The sequence below is a fragment of the Paenibacillus pinistramenti genome (assembly GCF_005869875.1).
GTDB classification, from domain to species: Bacteria; Bacillota; Bacilli; order Paenibacillales; family Paenibacillaceae; genus Fontibacillus; species Fontibacillus pinistramenti.
In genome coordinates this window covers 402,661-419,843 of the sequence record NZ_VAWG01000001.1, presented here as the reverse complement: position 1 = coordinate 419,843, position 17,183 = coordinate 402,661, and the positions used below count along the sequence as shown (strand labels likewise).

The following is a 17,183-nucleotide window of genomic DNA, read 5'->3' as shown; positions in this document are numbered from 1 at the left end:
ACGATGAATTGTCAGTTATTGATGCTTAGATTGGGTGAAATCACCTTAAAGGGGAGAAATCGCGCCCGGTTTGAGAAAGCCGTGCTTTCTCATGTCAAAAGCGTACTGGAGGCTTTTCCAAAAGCCCGGATTACGAAAGATTACGGAAGAATTTATATTGAACTTTGCGGGGAACCGGCCGGGGAGTTAATTCCGCCTTTAAAAAAGGTTTTCGGCATTACGGCGATTGTGCCGGTTGCGGCGGCCCCGTCCGAGCTGGAGGCAATCCAGCAGGCGGCCCTGGATTTTATTGGCAGTCTGTCCTTGGAGAAGGAGACAGCTTTCAAGGTAAACAGCCGGCGGGTATGGAAGGAGTTCCCTTATTCCTCCCAGGAGATGAACAAGCTCGTCAGCAGTCCGCTGCTTCAGCAGTTCTCAGCTTTAAAGGTGGATGTCAACCATCCGGAGCTGGAGCTCCGGGTTGAGGTGCGCCAGGAACGGACTTTGCTGTACAGCCTGATTATCCCGGGGGCGGGCGGCTTTCCGCTGGGGACAAACGGCAAAGCGATGCTGCTGCTGTCAGGAGGGATCGACAGTCCTGTAGCCGGGTGGTCGGCCATGCGCCGGGGGCTGGAGATCGAATGTGTGCACTTCCACAGCTATCCCTTCACAAGCCGCAAAGCAGAAGAGAAGGTCATTGAGCTTGCCAAAGTCCTGTCCGGATACAGCGGCACCATCAAGCTTCATCTCGTTCCGTTCACCGATATTCAAACGGCCTTCACCGGAGTTGGACAGGATAACTTGATCATCACCTTTATGCGCCGCGCCATGCTGCGGATTGCCACAAGGCTGGCGGAAGCCAGCGGAGCACTTGCCATCGTAACAGGGGAAAGCCTGGGACAGGTGGCCAGTCAGACTCTGCCGAGCATGAATGTCATCGGGCGGGCGACCGAGCTGCCGCTGCTGCGTCCTTTGGTCATGATGGACAAGGATGACATTATTTCACTCTCCCAGCAGATCGGCACTTATGAGCTGTCTATTTTGCCATATGAGGACTGCTGTACGCTGTTTATTCCGAAATCTCCGTCAACCAATCCCAATCTGCGGATTGTGCAGAAGGTGGAGCAGCATGTGGAGCGGCTAGACGAGATGATTGAGCTTGCCGTGCAGAACACGGTTACGCTTAACCTGACACCGCATGCTCAAATCCGGTATGAGGAAGAGGGAGGACCAGAGGAGGCATCGGAGCTTCCGAGACATGATCTAGAGCTGCCTTTGGATGGACAGGCGATCCGGGAAGACTGGTTCTGAACAGGCGGAAGGATCACAATCATAATCTGCAACACAAACTTCTAGGCTGTAGAAAAATCAAACAGGCCGCCCAACGGGCGGCCTGTTTGATTTTTATGAAAACATATGCGGCATTTACGGCACCTGCGGCCTAATCCAAATTCCTGACTACCTTGTTGCCGGATGGGATTTGCGCTTTTCTTTCTTCTGCTCGCGGCTTCTGCGTTTGCTCAAATAACCGGCATACAGAACCCCCAGAACTGCAACAGCAATGAAGCCGTACTGCAGCACAGGCTTGTCCTCAAGAAGCGGCGAAAGCTTCGGCTCTTCAGTAATCATGTGCGCAGCGGTATAAGCGAGAACAGCGGCTCCCAAATAGGAAATCCACGGAAACAGCGTCAGCAGTTTGATAAAGATGGTACTGCCCCAGACCACGATAGGAACACTGATCATTAAGCCGATAATAACGAGCACCATATGCTGATTGGAAGCGCCTGCTACGGCGATGACATTATCCAGACCCATCGCTGCATCGGCAATAACAATGGTTCTGACAGCAGCCCACAGCGAATCCTTCGCTTCAACCTTCTCTTCGCCTTCATCATCCGCCAGCACTTTATAAGCAATATAAATGAGCAGAATTCCGCCAATGGCAAGCAGCCATGGAACCTTCAGGAGCCATACGACGACGAGCGTTGCAGCAATCCGGAGCAGCACGGCGCCGCCAGTGCCGTAGAAGATCGCCTTTTTCTGAATGGAGCTCGGCAGTCTCTTGGCTGCCATTCCGACCACGATTGCATTATCGCCGGCAAGAATCAAATCGATAAAGATAATATTAATAAGTGTTAGAAGAAAACTGGCGCTTAACCAATCCATGGAGTCACATCCTAAACTAGAGTCTTAACAAAGGGTATACGGGCGAACCCGGCAAAAGGATTCAAAATTTTTACCCGGATTCGGGTGCCCGCAAACAACCGGTATACGTTTGTCCCGCCGTTCATACATCTGATAATGGGGGGAATGTTTGTGGAACCGATACTGCTGCTGCTGCAAATCCTGATGATCAACCTCGTACTCAGCGGGGATAATGCCGTCGTTATCGCGATGGCCAGTAAAAATCTGCCTCCGTCCCAGCGTAAAAAAGCCGTTTGGTGGGGCGCAGCCGGGGCTGTCGTTCTCCGCTGCCTCCTCACATGGGTCGCTCTGCTGCTGCTGCAAATTCCTTTTATCCAGGCCTGCGGCGGCATTCTGCTGGCTTATATCGCCTTCAAGCTGCTTACCCAGCAGGAGGAGGACACCCGTGTCGAGAGTGCGGCCACGCTCTGGAAATCGATCCAGACGATTCTGTTTGCCGATTTCATCATGAGCCTCGATAACGTGCTCGCCATAGCTGCTGTGGCGCAAGGGGACGCGGCCATTATTGTCATTGGCATTGCCATCGGAATTCCCATTGTCGTATGGGGAAGCAATCTGATTACGGATCTTCTGCACCGGTTCCCGGTTCTGGTGTATGCGGGTGCAGGAATATTGGCTTATACGGCCGGAAAAATGCTTCTGCACGATCAGAAATTAGGCGGCTTTCTGAAAAATGCGCTGCCGGAGCTGGCCTTGTGGCTCCCGGCGGTTCTCAGCGCAGCAGTTGTTATCATCGGCCTGATGCGCCGAAAATATTTCCGAAGCGCTTAGAAGGGCTTCAAAGCGCTTGCTTAATTGAGCGCTTATGTGCCAATGAGTCCCGCGCCTGCGCGGGGCTTTTTGCTGTTAAAGGTAAAAATAATAACGCTTACCGCTTATATTTTCCGCAAAAAAGGTTATCCTCCAGGATAGGGGACACTTAGGGCGAAATTAGCTTGACTTGGTAGTTTTTTGCACCGATTTCATTTAATATAAATGAGTAAAGGGGCTGTCGTAAATTGTAGGTACTTGTCCCGCCGATGTCAATCTCGAAAGGTGCGTGTTGAAATGTCCGATCGCAACAAGCTGACGACAGGCGTTCTGATTCTTGCAGCAGGCCTGGTCATTTTACTTGGCAAATGGGGCGTGTTTACTTTTATTGGCAGCAAATTCTGGCCGCTGCTCCTGCTGGCTTCGGGCATTTTGCTGTACATGGCGGCCGCAGGCCGCAGGCTGCCTTCAGCTGCGCTGGTTCCGGCAGGCGCCTTGATTGTTTACGGCATTATTTTTATGATCGCAACCCTGTTCGGTTATGACACCCTGCGTTATTTATGGCCGGGTTTTGTATTTGGTATTGCACTTGGCTTGTTCTTCTATGATGCTGCGGCGGGCACCTCGCGCACCTCGGGTATTTTTCCGGCTGCGGCCGCACTGCTTGCCGTTTCCGTCCTGCTGTTCGGCATAACGCTGTTTACTTTCTCCTTTATTTATTTGCTGGCATTTCTGCTGATTGTGGCCGGCGTATGGCTGATTGCTTTCCGCGGACGAAGCCGTTCCAAATGGTAATGCTTGTGTAATGTCTTGAAATTTACTGAAATTTGCGTATAATGAAATGGATATGTGCAGCGTCGGCCCTAGTGTTCCGGCGCTTCTTTTGATGAATAGAGAATATAGAAGGGATTTGGAGATAAATCATGCATTCAAGAGACCATATTCGCAATATTGCGATTATTGCCCACGTTGACCACGGCAAGACCACTTTGGTAGACAAACTGCTCCAGCAATCAGGGACTTTCCGTGAGCACGAGGCCGTTCAGGAACGCGCCATGGATTCAAACGATCTGGAACGGGAACGCGGCATCACGATCCTGGCGAAGAACACAGCAATCAATTATAAAGATTATTTGATTAATATTGTGGACACCCCGGGACACGCCGACTTTGGCGGCGAAGTGGAACGTATCATGAAAATGGTAGACGGCGTTCTCCTTGTCGTAGACGCTTATGAAGGCTGCATGCCGCAGACGAAGTTCGTTCTGCGCAAAGCTTTGGAATCCAACCTGACCCCAATTGTGGTTGTGAATAAAATCGACCGCCCGGCAGCACGTCCGGCTGAAGTGATCGACGAGGTGCTGGATCTGTTCATCGAGCTTGATGCGAGCGAGGAGCAGCTTGAGTTCCCTGTTGTTTATGCCTCTGCCCTTAACGGTACATCAAGTCTTGACCCTGAGAAGCAGGATGACAACATGCTTGCCCTGTATGAAACCATTATTCAAAATATCCCATCCCCTACTGAAAAAGTAGACGAGCCGCTGCAGTTCCTGGTGACTCTGATGGATTACAACGAATATCTGGGCCGTATTGCCATCGGCCGTGTGAACCGCGGAATCATCCGCTCCGGCCAGCCTGTTACGGTTATCCAGCGTGACGGCAGCAGAAAGTCTGCCCGTATTGAGAAATTGTTCGGCTTCGCCGGCCTGCGCCGTGTAGAAATTGAAGAAGCGGGCGCAGGTGACATTATCGCGATCGCGGGTATTAAAGATATCAATATCGGAGAGACGATTGCCGATCCGAACCAGCCTGAAGCGCTGCCGGTCCTTAAGATTGATGAGCCGACACTGCAGATGACGTTCCTTGTGAACAACAGTCCTTTTGCAGGCCGTGAAGGCAAATGGGTAACATCCCGGAAGCTTCGCGAGCGCTTGTTCAAAGAACTGGAGACGGACGTCAGCCTTCGTGTGGATGAAACAGACAGCCCTGACGCCTTTATCGTTTCGGGACGCGGTGAACTGCACCTCGGCATTCTGATCGAGAATATGCGCCGTGAAGGCTACGAGCTTCAAGTCTCCAAGCCTGAAGTTATTGTTAAGGAAATTGACGGCCAGAAGATGGAACCGATCGAACGTCTGCTGATCGATGTTCCGGAAGAGAACATGGGCGCAGTAATGGAGAGCCTCGGGTACCGCAAGGCTGAAATGGTTAATATGGTTAACAACGGAACCGGCCAGGTCCGTCTGGAATTCCTGATTCCGGCCCGCGGCTTGATTGGTTACAGCACGCACTTCCTGACTTTGACCCGCGGCTATGGCGTAATGAACCATGCGTTTGACAGCTACGGTCCGCTCGTTACCGGTCAGGTAGGGGGCCGTCATGAAGGCGTACTGGTATCCAGTGAGAACGGGGTTTCCACGCTTTACGGCATTTTGTCCATTGAAGACCGCGGTATTCTGTTTGTAGAACCGGGCGCCGAGATTTACGAAGGCATGATCGTTGGCGAGCACACGCGCGATAACGACATCGTCGTTAACATCTGTAAGGAAAAACAATTAACAAACGTCCGTTCCGCAACAAAAGACGATACTGTGAAGATGAAGACTCCTCGTTTGTTCTCTCTTGAGCAGGCGCTGGAATACCTGAACGACGACGAATACTGCGAAATTACGCCTAAATCCGTTCGCCTTCGCAAGAAGATTTTGAACAAGAGCGAGCGTGAACGTGCGGAGAAACACCGCAAAATGGCGAATGCTAATTCATAAAATTGCTTGATGTAACTTTCTGCAGCTGCAAATCGTTTATAGGAAACCGGCGGTAATCCGTCAGGAGTAAGCCGGACGCGGTGGTGTCCGGCTTTTCTTTGCCCATATTACGAAAGAAAAAGGTGTTAGAAATGAGTCCATCAGAAAACGGAGGCCTCCCTCCAAGGCAAAGCCAGCGGAAAAGCGGGGGCAGCACAAGAACTCCTGCCAAACCAAGCGCAAAGAAAAAGAAATCAAGCCCGGTCAAACGTTTCTTCAAAATGCTGCTCGCCGTTCTAATTATCCTTGTAATCGGGGCAGGCGCATATGCGGGATACTTGGCTTACAACGTCAACAAAACGATCAATGATGCCGGAACGGATCAGCCCGTAGCATCCGGACAGGAAGCGAATGTCAAGCCGCTGTCCATGCTGCTGCTTGGTACGGATTACCGGCCTGAAACCGGCACTCATCTTAGTGATGTTATCATGGTTATTGCGATGAACCCGCAGACCAAATCGGCTACGGTTGTGTCACTTCCGCGGGATACGAGAGTCTCCATGGACGGCTACAAGACCAACAAAATCAATGCCTTCTATCCCAACTTCCTGGCTGCCGAGAAGAAGTCCGGCGAGTCTGCTGAAGAGGAAATGAAGACCATGATGAGCAAATTTTTCGATCTGGATATTGACTACGTAACGGTTCTGAATTTCCAGGGGTTCCGTGAGGTTGTGGATGCGCTGGATGGCGTAGACGTCAATGTGGACAAGGATATGTGCTACAAGGATACTGCTGACGGAACAGATATCAATCTGAAACAAGGTGAGCAGCATCTGGATGGCAAGCAGGCGCTCGATTATGTGCGTTACCGCAAATCGAACTGCTCGCCTAAGACCGATGCCTCCGATGATTTTGACCGCAACCGCCGTCAGAATGAAGTCCTTCATGCGCTGATTGACCAAGCCAAATCGCTGAACGGCGTTCTGGGAGCCAGCAAAGCCATTCAGTCGCTCGGCGACAACATGACAACCGATCTCGAGCAGGGCCAGATCAAGAACATGATCGCAGCCTACTGGAATATTTCGAAGGAAGATGTCCACTTCATGCCGATCACGGGTGACTGGAAGTCTCCTTACGTTTATTTGCATGACGACGAGCTGGAAGCGGCTAAGCAGGCGCTTCAAGACGAACTCGCCGGCAAGACCGTCCAGTCTGCTGACGACACTGCAGCTTCGGCATCGAGTAATGAATAGTTCAAAAGCACAAAAACGCCATTCCTCCAAGGAGTGGCGTTTGCTGTTGGCTCAGCAATTCTGAACCGGTTATTTACCCGTGCTGCCGCTGCGCTCTGCCGGCGTCAGATTGCGGTTGGAATTTTGCCCGTTTGCGTTTGGAATGTTCTGCTTATTAACCGGATTCTGGGAAGGGGAGATCTGCTGGATATCTTCATTCTTCTTGACATCGCCGGGCATTTGCGGAACAATCCGGCCGATAAGATCCGCCAATTCGTTAGCCATTCCCTTCAGCGGTCTGCCTTCCCGGATGCTGCTGCCCATCTCCGCCAGCCGGTGGGATAAATCGGCATCAGCTGTCACGATGGCATTTGCACCGCGGGGATCCTTATGCACGGCTTCAGCCACTGAATATTTGATGGTGCCGACCCGCGAACGGTCCAGCTTGCCGTCAACATCAATGCCGATGATGGCGGTATTGCCCATCATTACTACATGAGCGCTCTTTACACCTGGAACCTTGACGGCAAGCTGCTCCAGATGCTGATCAGCCGAAAGCTGCCCCTGCTGGTTTGTATTGTTATTTATTTGCGTCTGATTCAGGTTCCGTGCTCCTTGTCCGGCCGTGCTCTGCATCCGCTGAGTCTGATTCTGGGCATTGCTTGCGCTGCCCGCACCATTTTTAGCCCCGCATCCGGTAAGAGAGGTTATTACGGCCGCGGCTGCGAGGATACATATCCAGCTGCGCATGTTCATCTTCCTTTCTTGGTGAGAATCGCTTGATTGTTTTTTCATCGAATTTTCTGCTTTTATTCTGTCCGGGGCAAAACTCAAATATGTATATCTATGTGGGATGCAAAAACCGGAGGGATGCGAATGAAGAAAATTTTTGTTCTGGACACGAATGTGCTGCTGCACGATCCCAATGCGATTTTTGCTTTTGAGGAGCATGAGGTAGTCATACCGGCGGTTGTCCTAGAGGAAATCGACTCCAAGAAGAGAAATGCCGATGAAATTGGCCGGAATGCCCGCGGCGTTTCCAGACTCCTTGACGGATTGCGGGCGCTTGGCCAGCTGCATGACGGTGTTCCTTTGCAAAGCGGGGGCACGCTGAAGGTGGAACTGAACCACCGGAGTTATGTGAGAGTCCAGGAAATGTTTGTGGAAGTTACGAACGATAACCGGATTTTAGCTGTTGCCCTAAATTATCTGAATGAACAAATCGATCTCCCTGAAGCTGAGAAACGCTCCGTTGTTCTTGTCAGCAAAGACGTTTTGGTCCGCATTAAGGCTGACGTTTTAGGCATCCCTGCACAGGATTATTTGTCGGACCGGACAGCGGAGCCGGATGATCTGTACTGCGGATATTCCACAATTTTGGTTCATCCTTCGATTATCGACCAGTTCTACACCTATCGGTTCCTGGCAGTCAAACCCCTCAACTTGTCTTATTCGCTCTATCCGAATGAATTTGTGATTCTCAAGGACGAGATGGGCACGGGCAAATCCGCCCTCTTGAAGGTAAACAGCGAAGGCACACGGCTGGAGCCGTTGTACTTGAGCAATGATCCGGTTTGGGGCATCGCCGCCCGTAACGCGCAGCAAAGGATGGCGCTCGAGCTGCTGCTGAACGATGACATTCCTCTTGTCACGATTACCGGCAAAGCCGGCACCGGCAAAACGCTGCTTGCCCTGGCAGCCGGCCTGCTGAAAGTAGAGGATGAGCACCGGTTTAAGAAGCTGCTGATCGCCCGGCCTGTTGTGCCTATGGGGAAAGACATCGGTTATCTTCCGGGGGAAAAAGACGAGAAGCTGCGGCCCTGGATGCAGCCTATCTATGATAATCTGGAGTATTTGTTTGATACGAAGAAAGCGGGAGATATCGATAAAATTCTGATGGGGCTGGGCAGTATTCAGGTTGAAGCCTTAACCTATATCAGGGGCCGCTCGATACCGTCCCAGTTTATTATCGTGGATGAAGCGCAGAACCTGTCCCGGCATGAAGTCAAGACGATCGTTTCCCGAGTGGGTGAAGGCAGTAAAATTATCCTCATGGGAGATCCCGGACAGATCGATCATCCTTACCTGGATGCTTCGAGCAACGGTTTGTCCTACCTGGTAGACCGGTTCAAGCAGCAGGGGATCAGCGGGCACATCACTTTGGAAAAAGGCGAGCGATCCAAGCTGGCGCAGCTTGCCGCCGATTTGCTGTAAGTGTAACCGTTACATTTTTTTGTCAGCTTATCAGCGTATAATTTGTTACAATATAGCTAAACGCTGAGCCGGTGACTGCGATCCGGTGATTGATGAGAGGAAGACAAGGCTGTGAAGCGAAGAAACTATTGGGTGCTTTTTGCCATATTATTGCTTGCCTTAATCAGTTTGTCACCGGGAGCAGACCGCAGCTATGTTGCCAATGATGATACCGGCTATCTGGAGAATCCTCCGCTTCCCGACCGGGAGGTGGAGGATACGCCGGGACATCTGACAGTAGCTGTACAGATGGAGCCCGGCGCTTTCAAGCTGCTGCAGCAGCGGAATGAACTCTTTACGCAAAGCCACCAGGTGAGCGTGGAGCTGGTCAATGAATACGGGAAAGATGCTTACGCCCTCTTCAAGCAGAAGCTGGCGCTTCATGACGCTCCGGATATCCTGCTGCTTGATAACGAGTGGATCCGGGAGTTTGCCGTCAAAGGGTATTTGCTTCCCATCGACTATTATTTCACCGGTGCGGCTGCCGGCAATTCGCTCAGCTCGCTTCAGGCATACAGTGAATGGAATGGATATGTCTGGGCCGTTCCCAAAGACATGGACCCTTATGTATTTGTTTATAATCCCGATACATTGCTTAAGCTCGGCATGAAGAAGGTTCCGGCCAGCCGTGAGGAATGGGACAAGCTGATGAAGTCGGTTCAGGAGCTTCGGACCCAAACGAAAGAGCAGCTCAGTTTGCTTGCGGTCAGCTTTGATGATCCGAAGGCGTTTGTCACCTTGTTTCACCGTTTAGGCGGCACCTTAACCCTCAAGGATTCAAGCGGCTCGTTATCGGAACAAGACAAGAATGCTGTACTTCTGTTAGAGATGCTCCGTCCTGCTCTGAGGAATTTTGACGGAGACAGCGAAATGGAGAACGTCTGGAGCCAGCTGGAGCAGGGACAAGCTGCTATGGCTCTGATGCCCTACTCCGAGTTCAGGCAGCATACCGGCGGAACCGGGCTGCAGGCGGAGACACCTGACAATACCGGTGCGGCTGACCGGATGACTTTATTCGGCCGGAGCTTTGCTGTAGCTTCTGATACTGAAGAGGCGGAAGCCGCGGGCCAGTGGATCACTGCCATGACGGAAGCGGCCGAGCAGAAAGACGCCTACGAGCAGGAAGGGCTGCTGCCTGCTTTAAAGTCGCTTTATGACGCATCTGTGGATAATGAGATTGCCTACTGGCTTCCGGACGGCGGCAGTAAGCAGTCTTACTGGCTGCCCCCGGTCAGTGACCGGACACCCGGGTTGATCAGACAGCTCTCGGTGCAGGCAAGCGAATTTCTGAGCGGGACAGCTTCAGCCCAGCAGCTTCAAAGCGAGCTGGCCGGTGATTTGCAGCCTTGAATCGGACGTTAATCTGCCGGCCGGTCTTATTCGTCTGTCTATTTCTTGAAAAATGCTAAAGCTCGCCCTCACAGGGCGAGCTTTAATTTTACAATCATCTGCTGATCCTTCAGTTCGACCGATTCAGCTTTTATGAAAGGCATCATTTCCTGCGGGTAGAAGCCCAGATCGAATTGCTCCTCCAGATCCCGGGCTGTTGTATCCGGAAGAGTAAAACCGTTAAATACCAGCTTATCAACGTGGAAGATAATGGCATTCTCAGGCTCGTTCTCCACAGAATAGTGCCCTTCAACACGCAGCTCAAGCTCTCCTTCCTTCCCTTCGGCGGTTACCTGATTCTTCTCGAAATGGAACGCGAAATTTTTGAATAATTCATTCTTGGATAGGAGAAAAGCATTTAACTCTTTTTCTTTAATCGTAAGGGTGTAATTCAAGCCGTTAGTGACGAGGCTCGCTCCATTTTGCTCAAGGAAATCCGGAAAATCCCTCATGGCTCCATCCAGAGCCTTGAAATATTTTCTGACCTCTTCCAATCCCACATTGTTCCAGTAGCTGCCCAACTGGTCAATCATTTCCTTGAGCTGCTCGGGGTCCTCGCTGTCTGCAATAGATTGGTCGACGTCCTCCTGCAGCGCTTCAACACGGTCCCGCTGGGCCAGCAGGTCTGATTTCGTCTGCTTCAGCTGATCCGACAGCTGCTCCAGCTCCTGCTCGTTCTGCTCCAGGGCGGCATAGGCCTGCTTATACTCGCGGATCACTTTCTGATCTTGTTCAAAGATGAGGCTGATATAGTCATAAGCAGTTAAGAAATCCCGGAAGCTCTTCACGGACAGGAGGGCGGCAAGCAGATCCTCCCTTTCCCCCATATAGTAGGCCCTTATGCGTTCACCGGCTGCCTCTCTTGATGTGCCGATCTCTTTCTCCTTAGCGGAGAGGCTGGACTGGTTAGCGGCAATAGAATGTTCAAGATCCTGCTGCTGCTGTTCGATTTTTGCAATTTCACGGTCAATTTCGATAATGGATAAGCTGTTCTCCAGAACCTGATGGGTGTCGTCCGGATTCGGATCTGCAAGCAGGGTACCGGGGGCGAGCACGGAGGCGGCAAACCAAGCAGCGGTGACCAGCAATCTTAAAGTCTGGCGCAACAAAGCACTCCTCCTGAAATCAAAGTGAAAGATACATATAACTATATGATAACTTGTTCCAGAATAAGACCAAACCTCCCATTTTGCCTTGGCAGAGGGGATGGCTTGACCGCCCTTGTGCTGACAGGCTTTTGCATACGGCTATGGCAGGTATGGATAGATGAAAATTTGGAAATACAGATAGCAAATAGATTCTATGAACTTTAAGAGAGGCATAGAGATGTAATAAGCAGTTTTTATTATCAGACAGCCGGAAACAGCCGGTTGTTATAGACTGATCATTCAGGATGTCGTTAGGAGGGTTTATATCGCATGACAGCAGTGAGACAGGACGCTTGGAGTGCCGAAGATGACTTAATATTAGCTGAGGTCACTTTAAGGCACATCAGGGAAGGCAGCACCCAATTAACTGCGTTTGAAGAAGTAGGTGAACGGATCGGAAGAACAGCCGCGGCGTGCGGCTTTAGATGGAACAGCTGTGTCCGCAAAAGATACGAATCGGCGATACAGGTCGCCAAAGCACAGCGTCAAAAGAGGAACTATCTGAAGAAGCAGCCCCATTCCCCGGGAAATGTCTCCATTGCAGGCTTGGCTGAAGTCGAGCTGGACAATAATGTCTACAGAAGTGAAAATATGACCGAGGAAAGTCTTTCGATTGACGCAGTCATTCGTTTTCTTAAAAGCTGGAAGGTCTCCCTGCAGGACAACGGCCGCCAGTTAAGAAATCTGGAGAAGCAGCTTCAGGAGAAGGAGCAGGAGCTCGTTTATCTGAGAGAGGAGAACGAGCGTTTATCCAATCAGGTGAGCGAAGTGCAGACCGATTACAGGGTTGTGAACGATGATTACAAAGCTTTGATTCAAATTATGGACCGCGCCCGCAGGCTGGCCTTCTTGAATGAAGAAGAGGAAGAGAAGTCCAAGTTCAAAATGGATGCCAACGGGAACCTGGAACGGATTGAGTAACCGGCTGTAATCGGGCTTACTCATGCAGGCCGGACGAAATACACATACAGGGATAAGAGCCGCCATCTGAAGCGGCTCTTTTGATTTTGGGCAGATTTTGGTATAAAGGTAAAGAATCAAATCGAAGGGAGAGGTCCAATTGGGGATTGATATTGTTGGAGCGGGAGCAATTGGTCTTCTCTTTGCGGCCCGGCTGAGAGCTGCGGGCAGCGAAGTCCGCCTTTGGACGCGGACGGCAGAGCAGGCAGAGCTGATTAATCATAGCGGAATCAAGATACAGCAGCAGGATGGAACGGAACAAACCGTAAGCGGGGTAATGGCAGCCCCTTTTGCTGAGTCAGCGTATCAACAGGAAAAAGGCAGCTCCGGCTCCTCGGACGCCGGTCATGACTGGATTCTGCTGGCGGTTAAGCAGCGCCATCTGACAGAAGATCTCCTCGCACGCTTATCCTCCCTCCACGCAGGGAAACGGCCGGTTGTATGCCTGCAGAACGGAATGGGGCATTTGGAGCGGATCGCTCAAGCAGTACCGCGGGAGTATTTGTCAGCCGCTGTAACAACCGAAGGAGCTAAAAGGCCTGAAGCCAACCACATTATCCGTTCAAAACCCGGGAGGACATCGGTAGGAGCACTGCTAGGCTGTGAGTTCCCTGCGTTGGAGAATTTGGCGGCAGTTCTGAGTCAAGCAGGATTTGAGGTATCGGTGTCGAAAGAGATCGAGAAAGAAATACATAGGAAATTGTTAGTGAACGCGGCCATTAATCCTTTGACCGCTATTTGGCGTATTCCAAACGGTGAACTCCTGGCGACGGCTGAAAGGGAGGAGATGCTTGAGAGGCTGATCATGGAAGGGATCGCGGTTTATTCGGCGGCAGGCATTCTTTTTGAAGAGGATCTTATTGGACACATCAAGAGCGTATGCCGCTCAACCTCAGGCAACATCTCTTCAATGCTTTCGGACGTCATGAAGGGCGCAGAGACTGAAGTGGATTATATTAATGGCTATTTAGTTGAATTGGCGGCTCAAGCAGGAATCTCCTGCCCGGCGCATGAGATGGTCTGGCGCCTGGTCAAAGGTTTGCTGCAGGCCGGATAAAGGAAAGGAGGGGTGTAAGCATGGGGTTTCTCGTACAGCCTATGATGGCTTTAACGGTTCTTCCGATAATTCCTTTTTTGCTGGTCTTTATCGGATATTATGCCTGGAAGCGCGACAAGAAGAGATCGGTGCTTCTGGCCATGGATGTAACAACTTTATTTCTGATTCTATCTGTATCGGCTCTGTTCAACCAGATTTTTGGGACGAGCTTCGGGTTTTATTTGATCTTGCTGTTTATGCTGGTCTGCGCAGGTCTGATCGGAGGGGCTCAAAATCGTATAAAGGGAAAAGTGGATCCCAAGAGGCTTGTAAGAGCTGTGTGGAGGCTTTCCTTTCTGCTGACAAGTGCGGCTTACGTTATTTTCTTTATCATCGGATTATTTCCATACATATGGGCAATATAACAATACGATTCAATCGCAGGGGAAGTGAGAGCATCCATTCCTAAAGGAACGGCTCAGGAAAATACAGGAATTAACCTAACATGAATATGTAAGGTATTAAATATCAATTGGAAATAAAAGCACTTTCATGTGAGATAACTTGTGTCAATTCTGTATTTTGCTAAAATTTATAATAGATTTTTTTAACCGACGGTTGTATAATCTGAAAAATAAACCACATCAAAATTAGTAGGGGGAATTAAGTTACATGAAGAAGCAAAGATGGCTTGTCCTTCTGACGCTTGTTCTTGCAGTAGGCGTTGTATTGTCCGCATGCGGATCCAATAATAACAACTCGGCTGCAAACAGCGGTAACAAGGGCACAAACAGCAGCAGTAACACAGGTAGCAGCAATGCCGGCGAAGAAAAACTGGCATCCGATCAAACGCTCCATATTAACTTCGCAGCTGATGTGCCGACATTTGACCCGGCGCAGGCGCAGGACAACCAGGCGCACACAGCTCTGAACTTGATGTATGAAGGTTTGGTTCGTGTTGACGAGAACTCCAAAGAAGTTCCAGGTGTAGCTGAATCTTGGGATATCAGCGAAGACGGCAAAACTTACACGTTCCACCTTCGTAAAGATGCTAAGTGGAGCAACGGCGATGCTGTAACTGCAGGCGATTTCGTATTTGCTTGGCAGCGAGTTCTGGATCCTAACACTCAACCTGCTCCTGCTTATGCTTACCAGCTGTATTACATCAAGAATGCTCAATCTTTCAATGAAGGTAAAATTACGGATTTCTCCCAAGTAGGCGTAAAAGCGACTGACGATTATACGCTTGAAGTAACTTTGGAGAACACAACTCCTTATTTCCTTAACTTGACTTCTTTCTACACTTATTTCCCTGTTCACAAGTCCGTTGCAAACAACGACAAATGGGCTACTGATCCAAGCACTATGATTACTAACGGTCCTTTCACGTTGACTAGTCTTGTAACAGGTCAATCCATGGAGTTTGCTAAGAACCCTAACTACTGGGATAACCAAGACATTAAGCTGCAAACGATCAAAGCAACTGTTGTAAACAGTGCAGCTACAGAAGTTTTGTCCTACCAAAACGGCGAACTTGACCGTGCAGGTCAACCGAACGGTAACATCCCTTCTGACCAGATTCAAATTCTTAAAGATCAATTTGCAGACGAATTCCATATTGATCCTGTAGCAAGTCTTTACTACTACGAGTTCAATACTCAAGCTAAACCTTTTGATAATGCAAAAATCCGTAAAGCATTCGCAATGGCGATTGATCGTCAATCTATCGTCGACAATGTAACTAAAGCTGGACAAGTTCCAGCATTTGGTTTGATTCCTCCGGGCATCAATGGCGCTGAAAAATCTTTCCGTGAAGAATATCCTGAAGATTACTTCACTGAAAATGTTGAAGAAGCTAAGAAATTGCTGCAAGAAGGTATGGCTGAAGAAGGCATTACTTCTCTCCCTTCAATTACATTGACTTACAACACTGACGACAACCACAAGAAAATTGCCTTGGCAATCACTGATATGTGGAAGAAAAACCTTGGCGTAGATGTTCAAATCGAAAACCAAGAGTGGGGCGTATTCATCAAAAACCGTCAAAACGGCGACTTCCAAATTGCTCGTGCCGGCTGGGTTCCTGACTACAACGACCCTATGACATTTATCGACATGTGGACAACGAAGAGCGGTAACAACGATATCAAGTTGAACAACGCTGAATACGATGCTCTTGCTGCTGATGCTTACAAAAACTCTGACAACAAAGCTCGTATGGAAGATTTCCGTAAAGCCGAACAAATCTTGATCGGTGACCAAATGGGTATCATGCCGATCTACTACTATACAAATCCGGCATTGGTTAAACCTTACCTGAAAGGCGTAACTTTGGACTACAGCGGTTCCGTTGACTACTCCAGAGCTTACATCCTTGAGCACTAAGAGCTTCATTTTGTGAAGAACTTGCTTTAACTTTATAACTTATGGGATATATGTGTGGATATCCACATATATCCCGTTTTTTTATGTATTGCCAATAGACAATCTTGGCGTATTTAGGTAAAATTTTTTTAAGTTGCTTTTATTCGACAAAGGAGGTGCAAAATCGGACATGTTTCGCTATGTTGTGAATAAATTGTTTTATATGCTGGTCTCACTATTCATTCTGGTGTCGGCCACTTTCTTCTTGATGAAGGCCATTCCGGGTGACCCGTTTCAGTCGGAGAAAAAGGTTCCGCCCGAAATTCGAGCTCGTCTGTTTGAGCAATATGGTTTTGACAAGCCGTTGTATGAACAGTATGGCAAATATCTAGTTAACGTTCTGCATGGAGATCTCGGGATTTCGATGAAGCACGTTAACCAGGATGTAACCGATCTAATTATGAAAACCTTCTCAGCATCCCTGAAATTGGGTGTCGTCGCTATTATTGTGTCGATTATTGTCGGAGTCCTGCTGGGGATGCTGGCAGCCCTTTACCACCGCAAGCTGATCGATAACGTTGCGATGGTCTTAGCTGTATTGGGAATTGCTGTACCAAGCTTTGTACTTGCAGCGCTGCTCCAATTTTTCTTTGCTTTTAAACTGCATATCTTTAGAGTTATGGGTTTTGAAACGCCGCTTGATTATGTACTGCCTGTAGTTGCGCTGTCTGCACAGCCGATAGCCTTTATTGCCCGTTTGACGCGTTCCAGCATGCTCGAGGTGCTTCATGCAGACTACATCAAGACTGCTAAGGCAAAAGGCTTGAACTGGTTCACAATTATGTTCAGACACGTTATCCGTAACGGCATTATGCCGGTCATTACGTATATGGGACCTATGGCCGCAAATATTGTTACAGGTTCTGTAGTTATTGAACAGGTCTTCGGGATTGGCGGGATCGGTAAACAGTTTGTCGAATCGATCACCAACCGGGACTATCCGCTCATCATGGGGATTACCATCTTCTATGGCGTCCTGCTGATGCTCGCTCGTTTCATCTCAGATCTATTGTATGTTGTTGTGGATCCACGCGTTAAATTAAGTTCAAGGAAGGAGGGCTAA

Annotated in this window: 16 protein-coding genes; 12 read left to right on the top strand and 4 right to left on the bottom strand. The window is 49.6% G+C overall.

The features are described from left to right. Positions 1-3: 3 nt before the first annotated feature. Positions 4-1,290, top strand: a complete 1,287-nt coding sequence (gene thiI / locus FCN15_RS01950; RefSeq protein ID WP_138493246.1) for a tRNA uracil 4-sulfurtransferase ThiI — start codon at positions 4-6, stop codon at positions 1,288-1,290. A gap of 147 nt (positions 1,291-1,437) precedes the next feature. On the opposite strand, the gene FCN15_RS01945 is transcribed toward thiI, so the two are convergent. After that, positions 1,438-2,145: a TerC family protein gene (locus tag FCN15_RS01945; RefSeq protein ID WP_138493245.1), complete on the bottom strand. Its 708-nt coding sequence runs from the start codon at positions 2,143-2,145 to the stop codon at positions 1,438-1,440. Positions 2,146-2,289: 144 nt separating this feature from the next. Here FCN15_RS01945 and FCN15_RS01940 point away from each other — a divergent pair, with 144 nt between their 5' ends. The 3 genes from FCN15_RS01940 (at position 2,290) to typA (ending at position 5,699) form a co-directional block, all read left to right on the top strand. Continuing rightward, positions 2,290-2,955 carry a TerC family protein gene (locus FCN15_RS01940; RefSeq protein WP_420819532.1) on the top strand — a complete coding sequence of 222 codons (666 nt, stop codon included), beginning with the start codon at positions 2,290-2,292 and terminating at the stop codon, positions 2,953-2,955. Between the two features lie 276 nt (positions 2,956-3,231). Next, positions 3,232-3,729: a LiaF transmembrane domain-containing protein gene (locus FCN15_RS01935; protein ID WP_138493243.1), complete on the top strand. Its 498-nt coding sequence runs from the start codon at positions 3,232-3,234 to the stop codon at positions 3,727-3,729. A gap of 128 nt (positions 3,730-3,857) precedes the next feature. Next, positions 3,858-5,699 carry a translational GTPase TypA gene (typA, locus tag FCN15_RS01930; RefSeq protein ID WP_138493242.1) on the top strand — a complete coding sequence of 614 codons (1,842 nt, stop codon included), beginning with the start codon at positions 3,858-3,860 and terminating at the stop codon, positions 5,697-5,699. Here the strand turns inward: typA and FCN15_RS19635 are convergent. Then, positions 5,689-5,958: a hypothetical protein gene (locus tag FCN15_RS19635; RefSeq protein ID WP_338044355.1), complete on the bottom strand. Its 270-nt coding sequence runs from the start codon at positions 5,956-5,958 to the stop codon at positions 5,689-5,691. The genes typA and FCN15_RS19635 overlap by 11 nt on opposite strands. A 1-nt stretch (position 5,959) precedes the next feature. Here FCN15_RS19635 and FCN15_RS01925 point away from each other — a divergent pair, with 1 nt between their 5' ends. Further along, positions 5,960-6,931 carry an LCP family protein gene (locus FCN15_RS01925; protein ID WP_338044354.1) on the top strand — a complete coding sequence of 324 codons (972 nt, stop codon included), beginning with the start codon at positions 5,960-5,962 and terminating at the stop codon, positions 6,929-6,931. Positions 6,932-7,000: 69 nt separating this feature from the next. Here FCN15_RS01925 and FCN15_RS01920 read toward each other — a convergent pair whose 3' ends face one another. After that, positions 7,001-7,660, bottom strand: coding sequence for a YhcN/YlaJ family sporulation lipoprotein (locus FCN15_RS01920; protein WP_138493240.1), 660 nt, complete (start codon positions 7,658-7,660; stop codon positions 7,001-7,003). A gap of 126 nt (positions 7,661-7,786) precedes the next feature. Here FCN15_RS01920 and FCN15_RS01915 point away from each other — a divergent pair, with 126 nt between their 5' ends. After that, on the top strand, positions 7,787-9,124 hold the full coding sequence (locus tag FCN15_RS01915) for a PhoH family protein (RefSeq protein ID WP_138493239.1): 1,338 nt from the start codon (positions 7,787-7,789) through the stop codon (positions 9,122-9,124). 111 nt (positions 9,125-9,235) lie between these two features. Continuing rightward, positions 9,236-10,513 (top strand): ABC transporter substrate-binding protein, encoded by a 1,278-nt coding sequence (locus FCN15_RS01910; RefSeq protein ID WP_138493238.1) that lies wholly within the window; start codon positions 9,236-9,238, stop codon positions 10,511-10,513. Between the two features lie 68 nt (positions 10,514-10,581). Here the strand turns inward: FCN15_RS01910 and FCN15_RS01905 are convergent, their stop codons facing one another. Beyond that, a complete protein-coding gene (locus FCN15_RS01905) occupies positions 10,582-11,658 on the bottom strand; it encodes a murein hydrolase activator EnvC family protein (protein WP_138493237.1) in 1,077 nt (358 codons plus the stop codon). Positions 11,659-11,970: 312 nt separating this feature from the next. Between FCN15_RS01905 and FCN15_RS01900 the strand changes: the two genes are divergently transcribed. The 5 genes from FCN15_RS01900 to FCN15_RS01880 all read left to right on the top strand — a co-directional run bounded on the left by FCN15_RS01900 (position 11,971) and on the right by FCN15_RS01880 (position 17,183). Beyond that, complete coding sequence (locus FCN15_RS01900) at positions 11,971-12,621, top strand: RsfA family transcriptional regulator (RefSeq protein ID WP_138493236.1); 651 nt, start codon at positions 11,971-11,973, stop codon at positions 12,619-12,621. 139 nt (positions 12,622-12,760) lie between these two features. Continuing rightward, positions 12,761-13,717, top strand: a complete 957-nt coding sequence (locus FCN15_RS01895) for a ketopantoate reductase family protein (protein ID WP_238996460.1) — start codon at positions 12,761-12,763, stop codon at positions 13,715-13,717. Positions 13,718-13,737: 20 nt separating this feature from the next. After that, entirely contained in the window at positions 13,738-14,121 is a 384-nt protein-coding gene (locus FCN15_RS01890) for a DUF3397 domain-containing protein (protein ID WP_138493234.1), read from the top strand. A gap of 247 nt (positions 14,122-14,368) precedes the next feature. Further along, positions 14,369-16,081 (top strand): peptide ABC transporter substrate-binding protein, encoded by a 1,713-nt coding sequence (locus FCN15_RS01885; protein WP_138493233.1) that lies wholly within the window; start codon positions 14,369-14,371, stop codon positions 16,079-16,081. Positions 16,082-16,250: 169 nt separating this feature from the next. Beyond that, complete coding sequence (locus FCN15_RS01880) at positions 16,251-17,183, top strand: ABC transporter permease (protein WP_138493232.1); 933 nt, start codon at positions 16,251-16,253, stop codon at positions 17,181-17,183.